The sequence below is a fragment of the Streptomyces sp. NBC_01077 genome, assembly GCF_045162855.1.
GTDB lineage: Bacteria > Actinomycetota > Actinomycetes > Streptomycetales > Streptomycetaceae > Streptomyces.
Genome location: NZ_CP108669.1, coordinates 9,487,364 through 9,505,852 on the forward strand (window position 1 = coordinate 9,487,364; position 18,489 = coordinate 9,505,852).

16 protein-coding genes and 4 pseudogenes are annotated in these 18,489 nt (G+C 67.9%); 14 read left to right on the forward strand and 6 right to left on the reverse strand.

The genetic code is table 11. From position 1 onward, the window contains the following. Positions 1–79: 79 nt before the first annotated feature. Positions 80–364, forward strand: a pseudogene (locus tag OG462_RS42585) (transposase); the annotation flags it as partial. A gap of 109 nt (positions 365–473) precedes the next feature. Then, positions 474–3,143: a LuxR C-terminal-related transcriptional regulator gene (locus OG462_RS42590; protein ID WP_406053998.1), complete on the forward strand. Its 2,670-nt coding sequence runs from the start codon at positions 474–476 to the stop codon at positions 3,141–3,143. Positions 3,144–3,889: 746 nt separating this feature from the next. Here OG462_RS42590 and OG462_RS42595 read toward each other — a convergent pair. From OG462_RS42595 to OG462_RS42605, 3 genes are all read right to left on the reverse strand, one after another. Next, entirely contained in the window at positions 3,890–4,360 is a 471-nt protein-coding gene (locus OG462_RS42595) for an ATP-binding protein (protein ID WP_406053996.1), read from the reverse strand. A gap of 222 nt (positions 4,361–4,582) precedes the next feature. After that, the gene (locus tag OG462_RS42600; RefSeq protein WP_406066234.1) at positions 4,583–5,746 is read right to left on the reverse strand and encodes a hypothetical protein; all 1,164 of its coding nucleotides are present in this window, start codon (positions 5,744–5,746) and stop codon (positions 4,583–4,585) included. Between the two features lie 352 nt (positions 5,747–6,098). After that, positions 6,099–6,953, reverse strand: a complete 855-nt coding sequence (locus OG462_RS42605; RefSeq protein WP_406053992.1) for a helix-turn-helix transcriptional regulator — start codon at positions 6,951–6,953, stop codon at positions 6,099–6,101. Positions 6,954–7,155: 202 nt separating this feature from the next. On the opposite strand from OG462_RS42605, the gene OG462_RS42610 reads away from it, so the two are divergent. From OG462_RS42610 to OG462_RS42620, 3 genes and pseudogenes are all read left to right on the forward strand, one after another. Then, the gene (locus OG462_RS42610; RefSeq protein ID WP_406053991.1) at positions 7,156–7,518 is read left to right on the forward strand and encodes a VOC family protein; all 363 of its coding nucleotides are present in this window, start codon (positions 7,156–7,158) and stop codon (positions 7,516–7,518) included. A gap of 42 nt (positions 7,519–7,560) precedes the next feature. Next, entirely contained in the window at positions 7,561–8,307 is a 747-nt protein-coding gene (locus tag OG462_RS42615) for a GNAT family N-acetyltransferase (RefSeq protein ID WP_406053989.1), read from the forward strand. Between the two features lie 241 nt (positions 8,308–8,548). Continuing rightward, positions 8,549–8,800, forward strand: a pseudogene (locus tag OG462_RS42620) (transposase); the annotation flags it as partial. Positions 8,801–8,969: 169 nt separating this feature from the next. Here OG462_RS42620 and OG462_RS42625 read toward each other — a convergent pair. The 3 genes from OG462_RS42625 to OG462_RS42635 all read right to left on the reverse strand — a co-directional run bounded on the left by OG462_RS42625 (position 8,970) and on the right by OG462_RS42635 (position 10,198). Continuing rightward, positions 8,970–9,218: a type II toxin-antitoxin system RelE/ParE family toxin gene (locus OG462_RS42625; RefSeq protein ID WP_406053987.1), complete on the reverse strand. Its 249-nt coding sequence runs from the start codon at positions 9,216–9,218 to the stop codon at positions 8,970–8,972. Beyond that, complete coding sequence (locus OG462_RS42630) at positions 9,218–9,484, reverse strand: type II toxin-antitoxin system Phd/YefM family antitoxin (protein WP_406053985.1); 267 nt, start codon at positions 9,482–9,484, stop codon at positions 9,218–9,220. The genes OG462_RS42625 and OG462_RS42630 overlap by 1 nt, the downstream gene beginning before the upstream one ends. A 564-nt stretch (positions 9,485–10,048) precedes the next feature. Then, on the reverse strand, positions 10,049–10,198 hold the full coding sequence (locus OG462_RS42635; RefSeq protein ID WP_406053983.1) for a hypothetical protein: 150 nt from the start codon (positions 10,196–10,198) through the stop codon (positions 10,049–10,051). A gap of 885 nt (positions 10,199–11,083) precedes the next feature. Here OG462_RS42635 and OG462_RS42640 point away from each other — a divergent pair. From OG462_RS42640 to OG462_RS42680, 9 genes and pseudogenes are all read left to right on the forward strand, one after another. Next, the gene (locus tag OG462_RS42640; protein ID WP_406066325.1) at positions 11,084–11,275 is read left to right on the forward strand and encodes a hypothetical protein; all 192 of its coding nucleotides are present in this window, start codon (positions 11,084–11,086) and stop codon (positions 11,273–11,275) included. Positions 11,276–11,758: 483 nt separating this feature from the next. After that, the gene (locus tag OG462_RS42645; protein WP_406053981.1) at positions 11,759–12,139 is read left to right on the forward strand and encodes a hypothetical protein; all 381 of its coding nucleotides are present in this window, start codon (positions 11,759–11,761) and stop codon (positions 12,137–12,139) included. Between the two features lie 548 nt (positions 12,140–12,687). Continuing rightward, positions 12,688–13,248: a hypothetical protein gene (locus OG462_RS42650; RefSeq protein WP_406053979.1), complete on the forward strand. Its 561-nt coding sequence runs from the start codon at positions 12,688–12,690 to the stop codon at positions 13,246–13,248. Between the two features lie 169 nt (positions 13,249–13,417). Beyond that, entirely contained in the window at positions 13,418–14,167 is a 750-nt protein-coding gene (locus OG462_RS42655) for a transposase family protein (RefSeq protein ID WP_406066236.1), read from the forward strand. Between the two features lie 725 nt (positions 14,168–14,892). Further along, positions 14,893–15,084: a hypothetical protein gene (locus tag OG462_RS42660; protein ID WP_406053978.1), complete on the forward strand. Its 192-nt coding sequence runs from the start codon at positions 14,893–14,895 to the stop codon at positions 15,082–15,084. Positions 15,085–15,550: 466 nt separating this feature from the next. Next, positions 15,551–16,300 (forward strand): transposase family protein, encoded by a 750-nt coding sequence (locus OG462_RS42665; RefSeq protein ID WP_406053872.1) that lies wholly within the window; start codon positions 15,551–15,553, stop codon positions 16,298–16,300. Between the two features lie 212 nt (positions 16,301–16,512). After that, entirely contained in the window at positions 16,513–17,298 is a 786-nt protein-coding gene (locus OG462_RS42670) for a VOC family protein (RefSeq protein ID WP_406066323.1), read from the forward strand. A gap of 212 nt (positions 17,299–17,510) precedes the next feature. Then, a pseudogene (locus tag OG462_RS42675) lies at positions 17,511–17,678 on the forward strand (isochorismatase family protein); the annotation flags it as partial. 85 nt (positions 17,679–17,763) lie between these two features. Further along, positions 17,764–18,459, forward strand: a pseudogene (locus OG462_RS42680) (pyridine nucleotide-disulfide oxidoreductase); the annotation flags it as partial. Positions 18,460–18,489 lie beyond the last annotated feature (30 nt).

An 18,489-nucleotide genomic window follows, 5' to 3' on the forward strand; every position in this document is an offset into this window, starting at 1 on the left:
TGGCGGCTACCCGGACCGCTCCACCCCGGTGCGCCACGGCCTCGCAGATGAGCTCGACAGCGGTGCTCGTGCCGCTGAGAACGCGTGGGCCGAGTTCGTCCCGTTCCTGCAGTTCGACGCCGAGATCCGCCAGACCGTCTGCACCACCACGCGATCGAGCCGGTGAACGCCCGCATCCGCCGGGCCATCCGGGCCCCGAAGCCACTTCCCCTGCGAGAACGCGGCTCTGAAGTGCGTCTACCTCGCGGTGATGTCCCTGGACCCGGCCGGCACAGGACGAAAACGCTGGACCACTCGCTGGAAGCCGGCCCTCCAGGCCTTCTGCATCGCTTTTGACGACCGCCTCACCAACAACCGAATCTGAGCCTACAAACCTACCCAGTACACCTAAAACCTTGCAGACTCCCGGCCGCGTCTCAGATGCGTATCGTGGAATGCGATGAGGTGTTCCTGGCCTCGCGGAGGAGGCTGGCATGGCCGTGCGGGAGCGTGGGGTGGTGCGGTGGCCGTTGACGGGGCGGGAAAAGGAGCTGCAGTCGTTTGCCGAGGGGTGGGCGGATCGGCGCTGTCGTGGGGTGGTGATCTGCGGTCCGGCCGGTGTGGGGAAGTCTCGGCTCGCTGAGGAGTGCCTGGCAAAGGCGGTGGGGGAGGGCTTTAAGGGTGGTCGGGCGACAGCGTCGCAGACTGCGGGCACGGTGCCGTTGTGGGCGATTGCGCATCTGGTGCCGGACGGGGTGGACATGTCGGACCCGGTGAAGGGCTTTGCGGCGATGGCCCGCGTGCTGGCGGGGCCGCAGCGTCAGCGATGGGCGTTCCTGGTGGATGACCTGCAGCTCTTGGATGCGACGTCGGCGGTGTTGCTGCAGCAGCTGTCTGATGCCGGGGTGGTGAGGGTGATCGGCACGATCCGCACCGGCGAACCATTGAGCGATGCGGTGGGGTCGCTGATCGGCGGGGATGCGGTGCACCGTATCGACCTCGAGGTGTTCGACCAGCAGCAGACGGAAGAGGTACTGCGCGCTGCGCTGGGTGGCCCAGTGAGGCGACGCACATTGCAGGAGCTATACGCCGCCTCTGGCGGGAACTCTCTGTACCTGTGGGAGCTGGTCCAGGGCGCGTTGCATGCCGGAACTCTAGTCGGTGACCCGGGTGCCTGGGAGCTGGCCGGGGATCTTGGGGTCGGTACTCCCCAACTGGCCGGGCTGATCGCCGCCCGCCTCAATGCCGCGCCGCCCGCCGCCCGCCCGGTGCTGGAGTTGCTGGCACTGGCCGAACCGCTGTCGCTGGCCGACGTTCAGAGCGAGACCACCCCCACGGCACTGACACGGCTGGAAGAGGCAGGGTTGATCACTGTCACCCTGGACCGGCGTCGTTCCACCGTGCAGCTCGCCCACCCCCTGTACGGGGAGGTTCTGCGAGAGCAGATCCCCGCTGTGCGCCGCCGTTCCTTGCTGGCGGGGCAGGTGCAGCGGGTGGAAAGCCACGGAGCCCGTCGCCGTGACGATCCCCTGCGCCTGGCCGCCGCCCAGCTGGCCGTCGGCGGTACCGCCGCACCCGGCCTGCTCATCCAGGCCGCCAGACTGGCCCGCCACGCCCACGACTACCGGCAGGTAATCGCCCTGCTGAGCGCCCTCGAGCCCCAGCAGCAGTCCTCTGCCACCGGTCTCCTTCTCGGCGAGGCCTACACGAGCTTGAAAGAGCTCGACGAAGCAGAGATCAGTTTCGCCCGCGCATACGAAACCGCCACAACCGAGGCGGAGATCATCGGTATCGCCCAGGCGCGGCAGATGAACTTCCAGACTCAAAGCCGGATGGACGACGCGCTTAAGGTGCTCATGCAGGCTCAAGATCGAGTCGAGGGAGGAACAGGGAGGAAGATCCTCCGGGTCAACGAGGGAATTCTGCGCTGCGTGACAGGGCAGACGTCTGAGGGGTTGCGCCTCCTTGAGGTGATGGACGACCTGGAAGAAGACATTGATGATCAGCAGGCCCTCGACGCATGGCTGTACGCGGCAGTGATAAGAGGTGCGACCCTGGCTTCTGCCGGGCACCCCTCCAAGACGATCGACATGGCCGCCAAGGCGTACGAGACCCACCTCCGCCATGAGTACAGGTCCCTTTTTCAACAGCCTCTGTTCCAGCGGATCCCCACTCTGATAGCTCTCGTGGAGGAAGGCAGATTCTCCGATGCCCTTTCTGTCGGCCACGAGATCATTGTGCAGTCCATATCGCAGAATCTTCCCATCGCATATCTGTGGGGAGCGTTCTACACGGGGCGCTGTGAGTTCATCGCAGGACATATGGGAGCGGCACGTGACCTGTACGACGAGGCGGCGGCGGAAGCCCACAAGCAGAACGACTTCTTCGGAATGCGGCTCTTCGACTCGAGCCTCGCAGCGTCCACCGCGCTCCTGGGAGACCTGCCCACTGCGCAGGCCATCGTCACTGAGAGCCACAAGCATCCGGTCTCGGGCATTCTGGTGGGCGAGGAGTCCCTTGGGGAAGCCTGGCTGCACGCCGCCCGAAACGATCTTGGCCGAGCCCGGACGACGCTGCTCGATGCGGCCGCGTCCGCCCGTGAGACGGGGCATGTCTCCTCGGAGGCACTGTTGCTGACGGATGTGGCCCGCCTGGGCGCTCCGCGTGATGTGGCCGGACGTCTGGCCGAGCTCGCGGAAGTCTGCGACGGCACACTGGTTCCCGCCCGGGCGCGTTTCGCAGCCGCTTTGGCGACAGACGATCCCGACCTGCTGCAGGCGGCCGCCGGCGAGCTGGAGGGGATGGGCGCCGACCTGCTCGCCGCCGAGGCTGCCAACAGCGCGGCCGTGGCCTGGGGCCGCGTCGGCAACCGTCGGCGCGCCACAGCAGCCGCCCTCCAGTCCCAGACGTGCGCTGACCGCTGCCACGCCCGCACCCGGCTGCTGGCACCGGCTGAGAGTACGGAAGTGCTCACCGGGCGTGAAAAGGAGGTCGCCCATTTGGCAGCGACCGGCGTGGCGAGTAAGGACATCGCCACGGCCCTGCACCTGTCGGTCCGCACCGTCGACAACCATCTCCAGCACGCCTACACCAAACTCGGCGTCACCAGCCGTAGAGAGCTCGCCAACACCCTTGCACCGCGCCCCCGGCCGGTCGACCCCTGAGGTAGGCCCTGCGCTGTGCCCTGCAACCGCGCTGCGCTGGTCGGCCACCGAAGCCTGCCCCGGCGCACGCCCCTGGCCGCCCGCCCCGCCCGGCGGATTCCAGGAGTCATCGCAACACAGAAGGAGTGACAGGCTGCAGCCGACGGTGGCTGAGAAGTGGAGTGGGGGCCCTGGGCGAGGCGTTGTCCGGAGCCCCCTTCACGAGGGCCGCGTCTCCATGTGACAGGGACGCACTTCACGCGTCCGTCAGCTTCAACGACGGCATGGGCTGTGACGTCACGCGTGCAGGGCCCGCCGTTTCGCCGGCGGGCCGCGGTCGTGGCGGCCCGCTGCTGCTTGTGGTGTCAGTGCAGGAGGGTGGGCGGGAGCCAGGGGTATGCGGACTGGAGAGGTGGAGGGTTCTTTGCCGGTCGGGGTTCCGGCTGGGCAGGTGGAGGTTCGTGCGGGCGGTGTGGATTTGGTGGGTGAGCTGGCTCGGCGCGCGCAGCCCCGTCCTGTCGCAGAAGGTGAGGCCGGTGAGGTCCAGGCAGGGGGCCCGGGGGCGCCCGGCCAGTGCCGTGGCGGCGGCCCCGGTTGACCAGCGGGGCGGTGGCGAGGCCGAGCTCTCCGGTCAGGCAGAGTAGGACGGTGTCCCCGTACCACATGGTGTGGGTCTGGAGCAGTTCGTCCGCTCGTATGTCCGCCTCCGGTTGCGGGTGGGCCGGGCCGGCTGTTGTGTCTTTTCCGGTATCGGGGCAGGGAGTGGGTCAGGCCGCTGAGAGGTCGGCCCAGTGGTTGATGAGCCCGTCGATGCCGGGGTCGGAGCCGGTTCCGGTGTGGTGGGCGAGGGCGGTGATGATGGTGTCGCCGCGGCCGTGTTCGTCGTCGGGGCGGGTGGCGGCCCAGCTGGTGGCGGCTGCGGCGGCTTGGGGGCCGCCGTCGCTGACGTGGACCTGCACATGGCCGGAACCGTCCGCCGTTGCGTGCAGGTGGAGGACGACGGGGGGCAGGGCGTGGGTGACGGCGTTGGTGACCAGTTCGGAGATGACCAGCAGGGTGTCGTAGATCTGGTCCTGGGTGAGTCCCCAGGAGGCCAGGACCGGGCGGGCGGCGTGTCGGGCGGTGGAGGGTGCGAGCGGCCCGTGTTCCAGCGGCATGCCGAACACACGCTCACCGGCCGGGACGGCCTGCGGCGCGGTGCGCTGCTGCCGGCTGCGGGAGATCGTGGTGGTCGTCATCGGGATCACAGCCTGTCCGGAACGGGGAGCCGGGATGCTTTTTCTGGTACTTCCAGCACACTCCCCTGGAGCACGGAAACCCTGAGCAGTCAATACCCAAAGTTGGAGAAATCGGGCAATTGGGTAGTGTTCTGGTCGAGATCGCGATCTTCGTGGCCGGGTAGTTCGTCGGAGGTTTCGGCTGGTCGAGCCGGCCCGGAAGCGCCGGATGGCGAGGTGCTCTCACACGGCGATGGTGTGGTGCGTGCTGGGGTCGGTTGGCGGTGTGGTGAGGAGTTGGCGGGCGCGCCCTGTGCTGAGGCCGAGGCGGCGGAGGCATTCGGGGCGGCTGAGGCCGTAGCGGGTGAGGAAGGCGAGTTCGTGCTGCAGGAGGAAAGGGTCCCAGAGCTGGGGGAGTCCGGGTATACGGGTGCCGTTGGGGGTGGCGTCGGGGTCGTCGATGCTGTGTTCGTCCCAGGCCAGAGGGGGGTCCCAGGCTTTTACCGCGGCGCGTCGCCGGGCTTGGGAGGAGGGTCCTGGCTGGTGGGAGAGGTGGGCCCAGGCGGTGAGGATGGCACCTCGGACCGCGGGCGTGCTGGTGCGGGTCTTCGTGAAGTCGGTGAGTGACTTTGCGGTGGTGTCGGCGGCCCCGGCGATGGCGGGGAGGGTCCAGCCTGCGGCGCACAAGCCGCGCAGGCGCCGCAGGAGCCCGGTCTCCGTGACATGGGTACGGCGCAGGAAGGCGGGCGGGGGCAGTTCGCGCAGGGCGAGGATCCGTCGAGCGACGTCCGTGTGGATCCCGCGCCGTGCGCCACGTTCGTGGTCGATCAAGGCGGAGGCGAGGGTGCTGGCGTTGACTTGGGCAGCCTTGGCGATGAAGGCCGTGCTGGCTCGGTCGTAGCGCAGCTGCAGAGACCGGACGTGGTTGACGACGTGCTGGGCGTCGACGGTGTCGCTGCGGCGCGTGGCGTGTCTGGGAAGGGGGGTGCGGTTGCCGAGGGCGAGCAGCCGGTCCGCGGCGGCGGCCTGGATTCTGCGGGGCCGGCCGGCGTCCACGTCGTGGAGCGCGGCCGCGAGTGTCGTCAGGGACATGCAGGCCGCGCGGGCCAGGGCGGCTTGTGACAGGTGGGGGTGGGCGGCCAGGAGTTCGCGTACGTGGCTGAGAGCGGGGGTGGCGTCGGTGGAACGTCCGCCGTAGCCACGGTCGCGGTGGGGCAGGTCGTCAGGCACGATGGCCAGCAGGCGGGCCGCTGTCGCGCGGCTGACCGTGCGTGCTGTGTCCGGGCGGCGCTGGGCGTCGGACAGGAGCGATTTGAGGGTGGAAGGGGCAACATCGGCTCGCCTGGCGATGGCCGTTACCGGCAGGTCCGGACGCTGGTCGATCAGACCCTGGACGTGATCCGTCACTGGGCGGGCGTCAACCCGGTCGGTGCGCATGCGATCGTGACCTGAGTCTTGAGGATTCATGGCTGGCAGAAGGGATTGTATGAGACCGGGTCGGTCCCGTGCCCGGGTGGGACTACCGCCCCCGGGCCTTCTCCCGAACGCTGTGGCCCGTCAGTTCGTTCGGCGTACGGCCTGCTGGTTCCGGCGGGTACGCGCGTTCATGCTGGAGCGGGCCGGTGAAGCGGACTCGGATCACAGGGACCCCTTCGCCCGGCGGCTTCTGCGTAACCTGGATGCCATCGACGAAGAGTGATGAGGCGGCTCAGCGGGGCGGCCCGTCTGGCCCACGCGTCCATGCGGGGCTCTTCACTCGCTACCGCGGTGGACGGTTGTGGGAGTCGGTAACTCCGGATGCGGGCACAAGTAGCTGCCGGAGAGCCGTTGGTGTATGGCCCACGAGCTGGCGCACAGTCCGGCACAGGTGCGCCTGGTCGGCAAAACCAAGATCGGCAGCGAGGGCGGCGAGGCTGTTCTCGCCCTGCTCCAGCCGGTCGAGGGCCTGGCCGACGCGGACCCGGTTGCGATACCGGGTGACGGACACTCCGAGCTCGCGGGAGAACGCGCGGCTCAAGCGGTAGGGGGAGACACCGAGCAGTTCGGCGAGCGGAAGCAGTGCCACCGAGGCCGGATGTCCATCGCTGATCACCTGGCGGGCGGACGTGACAAGGGCACGCTCGTCCTTGAGCGGGCGCCGTGTGGCACCGGCCGGTGTCGGGCCGGAAACAACCTGCCCGACCGTCGCGGCGAGCAGTCCCAGTAATGACTCCGAAAGTGCGTAGTCCGCGTCGCGGCCCTGAACAGCCGCGAGGACACGCCGGTGAGCGAGATCAAGCCGGGCATCAATGTAGAGCGCGTCGGCTCGCAGGCTGGGGCTTTCGCCGGCCAGATCCCGCCACCAATCGGGCGTCAGGCTGATCGACGTGCACTCGTCACCTCCTGCCGGGTGAGCGAAATGCTCCTCTTCGTCCGGCAGCCCGACGTAGCCCACCGTGGCATCCACATCGGTGGGAGTGCCGGCCACCCGGCGGCGGAACCGTCCCCGCCTCACCAGCACCACCCGATGGGTGTCGCACACCTCAGGTCCCGACCAGCGGACATGGTCGTCGCGACACGTCACCGCGCTGATGCTGTATTCGGGCCGACTGGCCAGACTGGAAACCGAGAGCACCCATGAAGGCTACGTGCGTGCTTCGGCAGCGCGGCATCCTGTGATGCGCACAACAAGAGGCGCAGACTCGACAGCCGCGCGCGCAAGGATGTTCAAGACGGGAACTATCGCTCCCGTCAAGCTGATCACCAGTGTGCACAGCCAGCAGCCCTATCAGGCCTGCGTGCTCGCTCCTTCTGGCCATCAGCACAACGGAGTCACCATGTCCACTTCCGCCACGTTCACTGCGGTTGTCATCGACTGCACCGACCCTGCCGCGCTCGCCGCCTTCTACCAGAAGGCGACCGGCTGGGAGCTCACCTACAGCGACGACGACTTCGCGTACCTGGGCAACGGCGGTCCTATCCAGCTCGGCTTCCAGCGCATCGACGGATATCAGGCACCGGCCTGGCCCGACGCAGGCAAGCACTCCCACCTCGACCGCTCCGTCGCCGATCTGGAGCACTCCACCACTGAGCTGGTCGGCCTTGGTGCTTCCAGGCCCGAGTTCCAGCCCGGCGAGGGCAAGTGGGTCGTACTCCTGGATCCCGAGGGACACCCGTTCTGCCTGGCCAGCGCAGGCTGAACCAGCGCGAAGATCGATTACGAATCAGACCTCAGGACGGGCATGGACATCAACGATCGGCGGGAGCATCCCGCATTCTCCGAGCTTGCCGAGAATCACTTCTCCTTCATGGCCGCACATCGTGGATCGATTCACCGGAGCTACGATGCGATCGAGCTGGTCGGGAAGGCAGACTTTCTGTCGTGCTGGATTCCTCTCGACGCGAGTGCCGGTATTCCGGAAACGGCCAGCAACGTGCGCCTGTACCCGTGGAGTGGAGAGTCCTGGCATGAGCGCCTCTTGGATTCTGGGTTTGCTCCCTCGGAAAAGCTCCACTACATGGAAGCGCAGGTCGCCCCAACTCCGCCACGGCTGCCAGACGGCGTCACCATCTCGGTGGTCCGCTCAGATGACGATGCCCTGGCCTTCGCCGGCGCCCAGGCGAACGGTTTCCTCCCTACCGGCCTCCCGTCGGCAGCGTGGTGGCGCACAACCTTTCGCGAGGTTGCCCTGCACAGTCATCGCGACCCCGAGCAGAATCTTTACCTGCTGCGGTACCGGGACGAACCCGCAGCAGTGACCCTCACTCTGCGAAGCCATGGAACATGCGGAATCTATGCGGTGACCACCATTCCGTCCCATCGCGGCAGGGGTCTCGCCAGTCTCTTGCTTGGGCAGATCCACCGCGACGCCGAAAAGTGCGGCGACATCAAGCTGGGGCTGCAAGTCGAGCCCGGATCCGACGCCGAGCGCTTGTATCTGAAATCCGGATTTGCATCGGCATTTATTTCCGATACATATAGGCGATAGCTCACTTGAAACGGTACCAATGGAGCTCGGGGAGGGTGTTCGCATGGACACCGCTTCCTCCCCCGGGTGTGCTCTGCAGCGTCATCCCCGGCCCGGCCTCCAACACAAAGTCCTCCCGAGCCTGGCCCTGGACGGGTCTTGGCCCTGGCGCCGTCGGAGGTCGCACGACGGCTGCGGGTGAGCGTGAAGTCGGCCTATCAGTGGTACCAGTTGTGGCGGGACGGTGGTGTCCAGGCTCAGGATGCGCGACCTCGTCGCCGAGCGGGAATGGCTGACGGTATTCCTGCTGCCCGCCTACTCACCCGATCTCAACCCCGTCGAGTGGGTATGGGCCCACGTCAAACGCAGCCTCGCCAACCTCGCCGTCATGGCCCTTGAGCAGCTCGAAACACTCGTCCGCAACCGCCCCAAACGTCTGCAATACCGGCCCCATGCACTCGACGGCTTCATAGCGGGGACCGGCCTGATCCTCCTCGAGCAACTCTCACCCTGACGAGCTCAAGTCAGTAACGACACGGGGTGTAGGAACCACCCCGATCGAGGGGTCATTTCGTGTCAGACCCCTTGGATCCCATGAATCTCAACTCCCTTGCAGTCACGGACTCCACGCTACGAGGGGAGGGCCACTTGCTGCCTCCCCCTGCGCCGGGCGGAGCTGGGTGTCAGGCACTGAACCCGACATGCTCGATGTGCAACGTGCGGTGCACATCGTCGATGCGATACAGGATCCGCCAGCGTCTCACGCGCAGTCGCCGGTGACTCGTCCCCCAGGGAATGCTCCCTGCCGGCTTGGGATCCTCGGCGAGCAGGTCGCTCGCCTCGAAGACCTCTGGGAGCATGTCCGGGTGTTCCTCCAGGAAGCGGACGGTGGCATTGACCGCGGCCGGCTCCCACGTGACCGTCCAGGTCATCAGACGGCGCCGCGGGCAGCGGCCCGCTTGAACAGGGTGCGGGCGTCCGCATCAGCAACGGGTTCAGCCGTGGCGCCGAGGGCCCGGTCGCGCTCCAGGCGGGCCAGAGCGAGGGCGTCCTCCATGTCCTCCAGCTCGGCCGGGGAGACTAGGACAGCTGTCGGCTGGCCGCGGTCGGTAAGGATGATGCGTTCATGCTGGGCTGCGCGCCGGGCAAGTTCACCAAGCTGGCCGCGAGCCTCCGTGATCGGATATGAGACTGTCATGCATCTACTGTACAGCTAGTGTGCACTGCTGGTGCTCTGTACGCCCGAGTCGGGGGAGCCGCCATGGACACCGGCGTCCTACCCACAATGCCGAGCACGCCGGGCGCCTCGGCGTAGGCTCCCGCGGGGTCCCGGCAGATGATTTCCATGCCAGGGTGGCGGAGCAGCCACGCGGCCAGCGGCCCGGCCCCGGTGCCCCGGTTGACCAGTCCGCACGGAGTCGGCGGAGGCGGGCGATCAGGACGACGTGGTGGTGGCGGAGAAGAGAGACGCCGGCTCGTCCGGCCATGAGGCGTTTCTAGCAGCTTGACGTCGGTGATACGCCCTTCGTGGATCCCTGAGTTGTAAGAGTCGTGATTCCCTGGGCAACGGCATGTCGGTCTTCGTCCAGGGCTCCTGCAAGGCTGGCGAGTGGCGCCAGTCCGCTGTTTGCGAGGTCGCTCAGCCAGCCCGGCAAGGGTTCGCCAGTAAGACGGGACGGGTGGCCGTCCCGGCGTGCCGGACAAGGTCGTCGGTGGGCGGCCGTTCCGGTAGTGCGGATGCGTCCGCAAGGGTGCGGGCGGGTCACAGCTTGATGGTGCGGATGCCGGTCTTGGCGTAGAGCTGTGGTTCGGTGGTGAGGACCGGCCGGCCGGTGGGCCAGTCCGCGGTGGGCTGGGCGAGATGGACGGCGTGAGCGGTGCGCCAGTCGATGCCGGTGCGGACGAGTGCCACCAGTCCGACAGGCGGGTGGCGAAGTCCTCGAGGTCCAGGAGCACCTCGTTCTGGCCGCCGCCCCCAGCGTCGGCCTGGGCGGGGGTTGACGTACATAGCCGGGCAGCGCGGCCAGGGTCGACTTCCCGCGATGGATGCCCGGGGGTGACCGTCACACCCATGATTGTGCTCGACGCGCACTCCGCGAACCGGGTGATCCATGGCCGGCGGGCAGCGTCCTCGGCATCGGCCAGAGCCTGGACGTGATCGGCTTCCTGGTTCCGTCACCCCCCGAGGCCGGGCCATTACTGCCTGAGTGCGTACATGTCCCGTCGGTGGGTGCTTTCAGCAAAGTAGGTAACTACTACCCGCGCGCTGGAAGCGGGGCGGGCGTTTGGTGGTAGGAAGCGTTATTCCCACTACGGGAGGAGGTCGGCAGATATGTCCCCGTCATGGCGTGCGGAAGATCTGGCTTGGCCCCTGCCTCCTATCTGCGGAGTTCTCGGTCCTGCTCTTGTCTGGCATCTCCCTGATCCGGCAGCTGCCGGATCCGCCCCGGCTGCCCAGATGACCCTTCGCCGCCGACTGGAACTGTGGACGATCCCCGAGCCGGTCATCCGCACAGCGGAACAGGTGATCGCAGAGCTCCTCGCCAGTGCTGCCCGGTATCGCAGCGGACCGCTCTTCCTGGAGCTCGCCTACGCCTCCCCCTGCATTGCCATAGCGGTGCGCCAGCGTACGGAGACCGGCTGGGCAAGCCCTGCCGCCTCCTGTATCAGCGACCGCGACCTGCACATTGCAGCCATCCTTGCTGACACCCTCCACGTGCAGCGCCTTCCCGACGACACCGGCTACGCCTTCATCACCCTGCTCCAGCAAGCTCCCACTCCCCGACGGAGACACACCATGAGCTCTCTGACCGCTCAGGACCGCTGCGACCGCTGCGGAGCCCAGGCCTACATCCGCGCCCACTTCAGCCACAACCGCGAACTCCTCTTCTGCGCCCATCACGGCCGGCGCTACCGGGCGGCGCTAGAGCCCCGGATTTCCGAATTCCACGACGAGACCCACCTCCTCACCACCGCCGCCCAGCCCTGAAAACCAGCACACGGCTTTGCACTGATGCTGTGATCCGCGAGGCTTGAACTGCGGCATTGTCAGGTTGAGTCACAGCGCCGCGAGGAGCCTGCAGTGCTGGTCGCTCAGGTTCACGCGGCGGACAGGGCTTCGGCGTAGTCGCTGGGCATCCGGTTCATGACGGTCTGCCAGGGAGAGCGGAACAGGCACGGCTACCAAGAACATGGAGTTCTCGACGCCCTGTGCCCTGCCTGGAAGGCCGTGCCTGCCGAAGCATCATCGCTGATCCCGCCTGCCCTTGACCAACTCCGAGAGCATCCGGAGGCCGCGCCGGAAGAAGTGCCCGGGCTGCTGGGCCCGCCTCGCCCAGGTGCCTGATCCGCGTGATCCCCGCGGAGTGCGCCACGCTCTCGTCGGTGTTCTTGCCCTGGCCGCCTGCGTGGTGCTGGTGGGGCAACGTCACTGCTGGCGGTCGGCGAATGGATCGCCGACGCTCCGGCCTGCGTGCTGGAACACGTCGGTGTGCGGCTCGACCCACTGTTCCCCAAACGGTCCCTGCCTGCGGAAACGACGGTCCGCTGGCCCGGATCGACGGCGATGTATTGGACCTGGCGGTCGACGGCAAGAGCCTTCGCGGAGCGGCCAGGGCCAGCGGCCGCAGGATCCGCCTGCTCGCGGCCCCTGGACCACACCACCGGCCTGGTCCTGGCCCAGCTGGACGTGCAGGAAATGACGAACGAAATCACCTGCTTCCAGCCGCTGCTGGATACCGTTGCAGACCTGGCCGGGGTGGTCGTCACCAGCGACGCCGTGCACACCCAGCGCGAGCACGCCGACTGCTCTTCTCGGCCGCGAAGCCCACTGCATCGTGATCGTCAAGGGTAACCAGAGGAAGCTCCGCAAGCAGCTCAGATCCCTTCTGCGGACAGAGATCCCGCTGCAGGGCCGCGTGAGGGACATCGGCCACGGGCGCCCGGAGATATGACGGATCAAGGTGGGCACAGTCAACGGCCTGCTCTTCCCCGGTGCCCGGCAAGCCGTCCAGATCAAGGCCACCGCTCCGGCCGCAAGACCGGCAACACCACCAGCAAGACCGTCTACGCCGTCACCAGCCTCACCGCCGGGCAAGGCCAGCCCCGCCCAGCTGGCGACCCTGATCCGTGATCACTGGCATCGAAGCCTGCATCACGTCAGGGACACCACGTTCGCCGAAGACGCCTCACAGCTGCGAACCGGCAACGCGCCCCGCGCGATGGCCACCTGACGCAACCTTGCCATCGGTGCCCTGCGGCAGGCCGACGCGACCAGCATCGCCGCTGTTCTCCGGCATAACGCCCGCAATGCGGACCGCCCGCTCGTCCCTGCTCGGGCTCAAACGATCACGAAACAGACGCCCGCCGACTACGCCGAAGTCTTGGGGGTCCGCTGACTGTGTGGAGCTGGCCGCCGCAGTACCGTGCTTCCCGAGGATGCGCGATGATACGACCGTGAGCGTCCATCTCCTCGATCCTGGTGTCACCCAGGGGGAACTCCTCCGTGCAGTGGGGGAGACCCCTCCCGGCCGCCTCGTCTATCACGGTCCGTTCCATGTTCGCCAGATGTCGACAGCGGGGTACGGCCTCGAGGCCGTACTGCGCTTCGAGCACCGTCACACCGCAGCACTCACGGAGATCCTCTCCGGCATGGACGACGAACGAGTCAAACTGCTGTTCAGGCTCAACCTGGAACCCAAGTCCTTCATCCGGGTCTACACCGACGCGGTATATCACCCTTACCAGGACTATGTCCGATGCATCGTCGCATTGGCTCCGTATCTCGCCGACGTCGACTTCTTGCTGTGCCTCGCGCATGAAGACGGTGCCGGTGAGGGGACCTACCTCGTCGACCATTACCGCATCGCCAAGGGGGAGCTGCGGTGGCTGCGCAGCCAGACACCGGACGAAGACCTGGACGCGTACCTCCTGGCGGCCCATGACGGCATCGGTCCTCGGTGACAACGTCCGGCGAAGCTCGGGGGCAGCATCAGGGGCAGAGTGAGCGTTTTCAGCGTGGCCACTGATCGGGTGACGCCGGTGAGGTTGAGGTGGGGGGCCGCAACGGACAAGGCCCCCGTGCCGTTGGGGGAGGTGTTCGAAGTCTCAACCCACCGGCACAGGAGCCTCGTTGGTTCCCTATCCTGCCGCACTCGACCTCCCGCATGCCCTGGTCGAGTGGGTCACGATGCTCGTCGTCACCCGTGAGGGTGACCGGCGGTGCAAGCTCCCGCCGCACCAGCGTGCGCTCGTCGCTCTGGTGTACCTGCGCCGCCACGACACCCTCGCCCGGATCGCGTCCGGGTTCGGGATATCCGTCGGCACCGCCCACGCGTATGTCACCGCCGTGACCGGCCTGCTTGCCGAACGGGCCCCGGGCCTGCTCGAGACGCTGCGCGAGCATGATCCGGAGTTCGTCCTCCTGGACGGGACCCTCGCCGAGTGCGACCGCGTCGGCGACAGCCGGGCCGATTACTCGGCCAAGCACCGCCGGCACGGCGTGAACGTCCAGGTCGTCACCGACCCCGCCGGCGAGGTGCTGTGGATCTCGCCCGCACTGCCGGGCCGCACCCACGACCTGACCGCGGCCCGCACCCACCGCATCATCCGGATCTGCGAACGCCAGGGCGTCCCGGTCCTCGCCGACCGCGCCTACCAGGGCGCCGGCCCCTGGGTCACCACCGGACTCAAACGCCCACCGGGCGGCGAACTCACCCTCACCCAGCGCACCGTCAACCGGGCCCTGGCCGCGGCAAGGGCACCGGTCGAACGCGGCATGGCACGACTGAAGTCATGGCAGATCTTCCGCAGATCCCGCATCAGCCCCAACCGCATGACCGTCATCGCCAAAGCTGTCCTCACCCTGGAGAGGCAACGTTGAAAACGCTCAGTGAACGAAACTGCAATGATTCAGGCATCCCTTCGTAAAACGAACGTCGCTCTGCTATGCCGAACCCCTAACGCGGCGGAGGTCTCCGCTATAGCGAGTTCGGGGAAGGCCCCTTCCCAGACCTCCCGCCGGTGCCCGCTGACCAAGGTGAGCAGGACAGGCCACTGGGCCAGGAGGCGGTCGCGGTTGAGGAGGCTGATCAGATCCTCGTGCCGGCCGTCGGCCAGGACAGTGCGGCACATGCCCATCCACAGACGCGGACGGTCCACGTTGTAGGCGCGCAGGCCGGACCAGGCAACGTGTGGGGGCGGGTGACCGTGCCATGGTCGGGACCGGTGAGCTCCGCCAGGGGGAGGGCAGCCGGCTTGCGTACCGGGCGTGGACTACCGCAGCCGCAGAAGAGCGTGAGCCTGAGAGATCGCGCGCCACCATGCACCCGCTTATTCCGTGCCCGACCCGCCCGGGAGACCGCAGATACGCTGCAGGACCGATTCAACGCCTGGGCGCGGCACCACACGGTCAGCCACCACTCTGCCGTCGCCCGTGCCTCTGGCCACTGCCTCCTCTCGCTTGCCCCTGACCTCTCAGAGGACACCTGACGTCCAGGCCGTCAGACTCCTCCCCATAGCCGTTCGTTGCGGGGAGGAGCGGTGGCGGGTTTCTAGCCGGCGGCGCGGGTTCTTCCAGCCCGGGTCAGGACAGGCCAGGATCACCCCATGGAGACTGCTGAGCCGGTGACCGGCGAATACACAGACACTGACGGCCCCCGCCTGCCGCTGCTCACTGCTGCGGAGGTCTTGCAGACCATCGGCTACCTGAAGAGGCTGGAATCTCTCGACACCACGCACCACGGCTACGCGGCCAGCCGGCTTGCCGCAGACCTCGCCCGGCGAGTCGCCCCGGCATAGCGGCGGCCGGCTGAATGCGGCGGAGACGATCTGCACGACGAACGTCAGGAACGGCCGCCTGTGGTGCCGGGCAAGACCATCATCGGGAATCCAGTCGTACCCGAGCGCTCGACCGCTACCACGTGGCCAGGGCTTGGCGCCTACCTGACTGACCTGTCTCCCGGGATCACCTCAATCACGGGGCCGGGGTGATCGCCCTCTTCTCCGGGAGACGTCACGGCAGTCCCTCATCCCAGAGGACTCCTCACGAGGCGTCGGGAAGACGGCACGGGAACTGTGAGGACCGGTCTGCATTCGGATTCGCGGCGCCGGGAAGCGCGGTGCCGTTCCTATGCCGGGTGTACCTCACTGAGCATTTTCAGCGTGGCCACCGATCGGGTGATGACCTTGGCGCCCGCAACGGACAGGGCTCCCGGGCCGTTGGGTGAGGTGTTCGAAGTCTCAACCTGCCGGCCCAGGAGCCCTGTTGGTTCCCTATCCTGCCGCACTCGACCTGCCTCATGCGCTGGTCGAGTGGGTCACGATGCTTATCGTCACCCGTGAGGGTGACCGCCGCTGCAAGCTCCCGCCGCACAAGCGCGCCCTCGTCGCTCTCACCTACCTGCGCAAGCACGACACTCTCGCGCAGATCGCCGCCGGGTTCGGCATATCCGTAGGCACCGCCCACGCCTACACCACCGCCGTCGTGCGGCTCCTCGCCGACCGGGCGCCGGGCCTGCTCAAGACCCTGCGCGAGCACGACCCGGACTACGTGCTCCTGGACGGCACCCTCAGCGAGTGCGACCGCCTGGGCGACGCACGCGCCGATTACTCCCACAAGCACCGGCGCCACGGCGTGAACGTGCAGATAGTCACCGATCCCCAAGGCCAGCTTCTGTGGATCTCGCCGGCCTTGCCGGGCCGCGCTCACGATCTGACCGCCGCACGCACCCACCGCATCATCCGAATCTGCGAACGCCAGGGCGTCCCGATCGTCGCCGACCGCGCCTACATCGGCGCAGGCTCCTGGGTCACCACCGCCATCCGCCGCCCGCCCAACGGCGAACTGTCACCGACCGAACGGACGCTGAACCGGGCACTCGCCCAGGCCCGCGCTCCTGTCGAACGAGGCGTCGCCCGCCTGAAGTCCTGGCGGATCTTCCGCCGGAGCCGCTGCAGCCCGAACCGCATGACGGACATCGCCGCCGCGGTCCTCACCCTGGAGAGGCAACGCTGAAAATGCTCACTGAGTCCGCGCACTCTGCACAGCTCAGTGAAGACCCGAGTGGTGGAATCGGCCCGACGCGCCCGGCGCGGTACCGTCCCACGGCTCAGTGCCTTTGCCGGGTTTACGGTTGAATAGTTCCCGTCCGTAGAAGTGATCCGAGGGTGACGGCCGTGTCGACGTCGAGTGATGAGATCGCGGGCGCCCCGTGCTGGGTCAGTCTGATGGCCCGGGACCTGGCAGCCGCGCAGCACTTCTACGCCGGCGTCCTGGGCTGGGAATTCCGTGCCAGCGGCCTCGGGGACACATTCTCGGTCGCTCTCCACGAGGGCCGGCCCATCGCGGGAATCGGCACACTCGCCGAGCACCCCGCCATGCCCGTGGCATGGACGCCGTACTTCGCCGTCGCGGACGCCGACGTCACCGCCGCACGGATCCGCGAACGCGGGGCCACCATGGCCGTAGGCCCCCTCGCCTTCGGCACCGGCCGGGCCGGACTGGCCGCCGACCCCGCCGGAGCAGTCTTCGGGTTCTGGCAGGGCACCGTCCTCCCGGACTGGTCCCTGGGCCGTGGCAGTGCCCCCGCCTGGCTGGAACTGCACACACGCGACGCTTTCGAAGCCTCGATCTTCTACGGGGAGGTTCTCGACTGGGCCGGGGAAGGATCCGGCTGCTGCGTGACATCCTACGAACACGACCACGTCGTCCTGCGCCACGGCCACGACACCGTCGCGCGCATCAGCGGCGCAGCGGTCGACGCGGCTCCGGACCCCTCGACCCGCCCGCGCTGGCACCTCCACTTCCCCGTACCGGACCTGGACGAGGCGATCGAGGCCACGAACGGGCTGGGAGGTGGAACCGTCGCCCCTGTAGTTACGACCGCAACAAGCCGATGGGTCGACCTCACCGACCCCGACGGAGCGCAATTCACCGTCGTAGCACCCCAGGACACGCTCACCTCAAGCCTCCATCGCCTCGGAACCGGAGGAGCACACGGACGAGGCCGGTAGCGGCTGCCCCGTCGTCGGTACGGGCGTATGCTTCGGCAAAACGCGTCCTGCTCACCGCCGGCATCATCCGGCGCGTGGACCCTCGACGCGGACCTGGCTGGCGCCGACTCCAGGAACCGCCCGAGACCGGCATTGTTCCCGGGCTCGCAGAAGTAACCACTCACGCACACGCGGTCGTCGGCAAGACCGGGTAGACGGTCTTCACTCCAGAGACTGCTGAACTTGTCCGCCGGGCAGGCTGGACCGATCTTGTCTTCTGCGGGATCGCCACGGAGAGCTGCGTTCTGAAGTCCGCCGCCGACGCCATCGAGTTACGCACCGCGGATGAGCGCGGACGCCTGCGCCAGCGACGTCGGCCCTCCTCGTCGCCCGCCGCCTGACCGGAAGCGGCCAGCTCGTCACCGCTGCCCCCCGTGATGGGCCGACTCACTGCACACGCTGGGGCCCCGGTGCTGGAATAGCCCCATGGCCGGCACGCCGCCCCGCACCGGGTCGCCCGCCACCCACAACACAGACCTGATCATCATCGGCGGTGGTCCGGCCGGCTGCGCCGCCGCCCGCATGGCTGCCAGCGTCGGCATGCCCTCGATCCTGGTCGAGCCGGACCGGCTGTGCCGCAACCTCTGCCGGATCCCGGCCCTGAACAACGTCCCCGGCCGCTGCACCAGCGGCCCGCACGGCACATCACCGGACTCCGCACCGACGAGGTCCGACTGTCACGGTCTGCACCGGTGCCCATCTCACCCCTTCGTACGTCGTCGTTTGCCACCGGCGCAGGCCTTCTCCAGCCCCGCAGTGTCGCCTGGATTGCGGCCCCCAGCGGCCTGACCCTGCCCCCGCTTTGGCAGGCCGAGGTGGACGACGCCGAAGGCCGCACTCTCCTCGTCTTCGGCGGCGACCGCCGATCGGCACGTTCCTGCGCGCTCACCCGGCCACCGGCACGTGCCTGCTCGTGGCGTACCCGGCGGCCGACGAGTACAAGATCGAAGAGGTCCGCGAGGACCCGGAGTCACACTCCTCCCCGTCGAGCACCTGATGCTCGGTCCCTCAGAAGGCACCTCGGCGTCAGCGGAAGCGATAGGCCAGGGCGGCGCACGGCAGGCGATCACGACGGATGCCGCCTGCCTCAGCATCGGGAACGTGCCGACCGCCCCGCCCGGGCGGCCTCATCCGCCCCAGTCGCAAACGCAT

What these genes read in the sequence shown, in the direction of transcription:
- OG462_RS42640 (WP_406066325.1), top strand. Translation starts at nt 11,084, where the DNA reads ATGAGCTCTCTGACCGCTCAGGACCGCTGCGACCGCTGCGGAGCCCAG.
- OG462_RS42670 (WP_406066323.1), top strand. Translation starts at nt 16,513, where the DNA reads ATGGCCCGGGACCTGGCAGCCGCGCAGCACTTCTACGCCGGCGTCCTG.
- OG462_RS42610 (WP_406053991.1), top strand. Translation starts at nt 7,156, where the DNA reads ATGTCCACTTCCGCCACGTTCACTGCGGTTGTCATCGACTGCACCGAC.
- OG462_RS42630 (WP_406053985.1), bottom strand. Translation starts at nt 9,484, where the DNA reads ATGACAGTCTCATATCCGATCACGGAGGCTCGCGGCCAGCTTGGTGAA.
- OG462_RS42590 (WP_406053998.1), top strand. Translation starts at nt 474, where the DNA reads ATGGCCGTGCGGGAGCGTGGGGTGGTGCGGTGGCCGTTGACGGGGCGG.
- OG462_RS42595 (WP_406053996.1), bottom strand. Translation starts at nt 4,360, where the DNA reads ATGACGACCACCACGATCTCCCGCAGCCGGCAGCAGCGCACCGCGCCG.
- OG462_RS42625 (WP_406053987.1), bottom strand. Translation starts at nt 9,218, where the DNA reads ATGACCTGGACGGTCACGTGGGAGCCGGCCGCGGTCAATGCCACCGTC.
- OG462_RS42660 (WP_406053978.1), top strand. Translation starts at nt 14,893, where the DNA reads ATGGAGACTGCTGAGCCGGTGACCGGCGAATACACAGACACTGACGGC.
- OG462_RS42615 (WP_406053989.1), top strand. Translation starts at nt 7,561, where the DNA reads ATGGACATCAACGATCGGCGGGAGCATCCCGCATTCTCCGAGCTTGCC.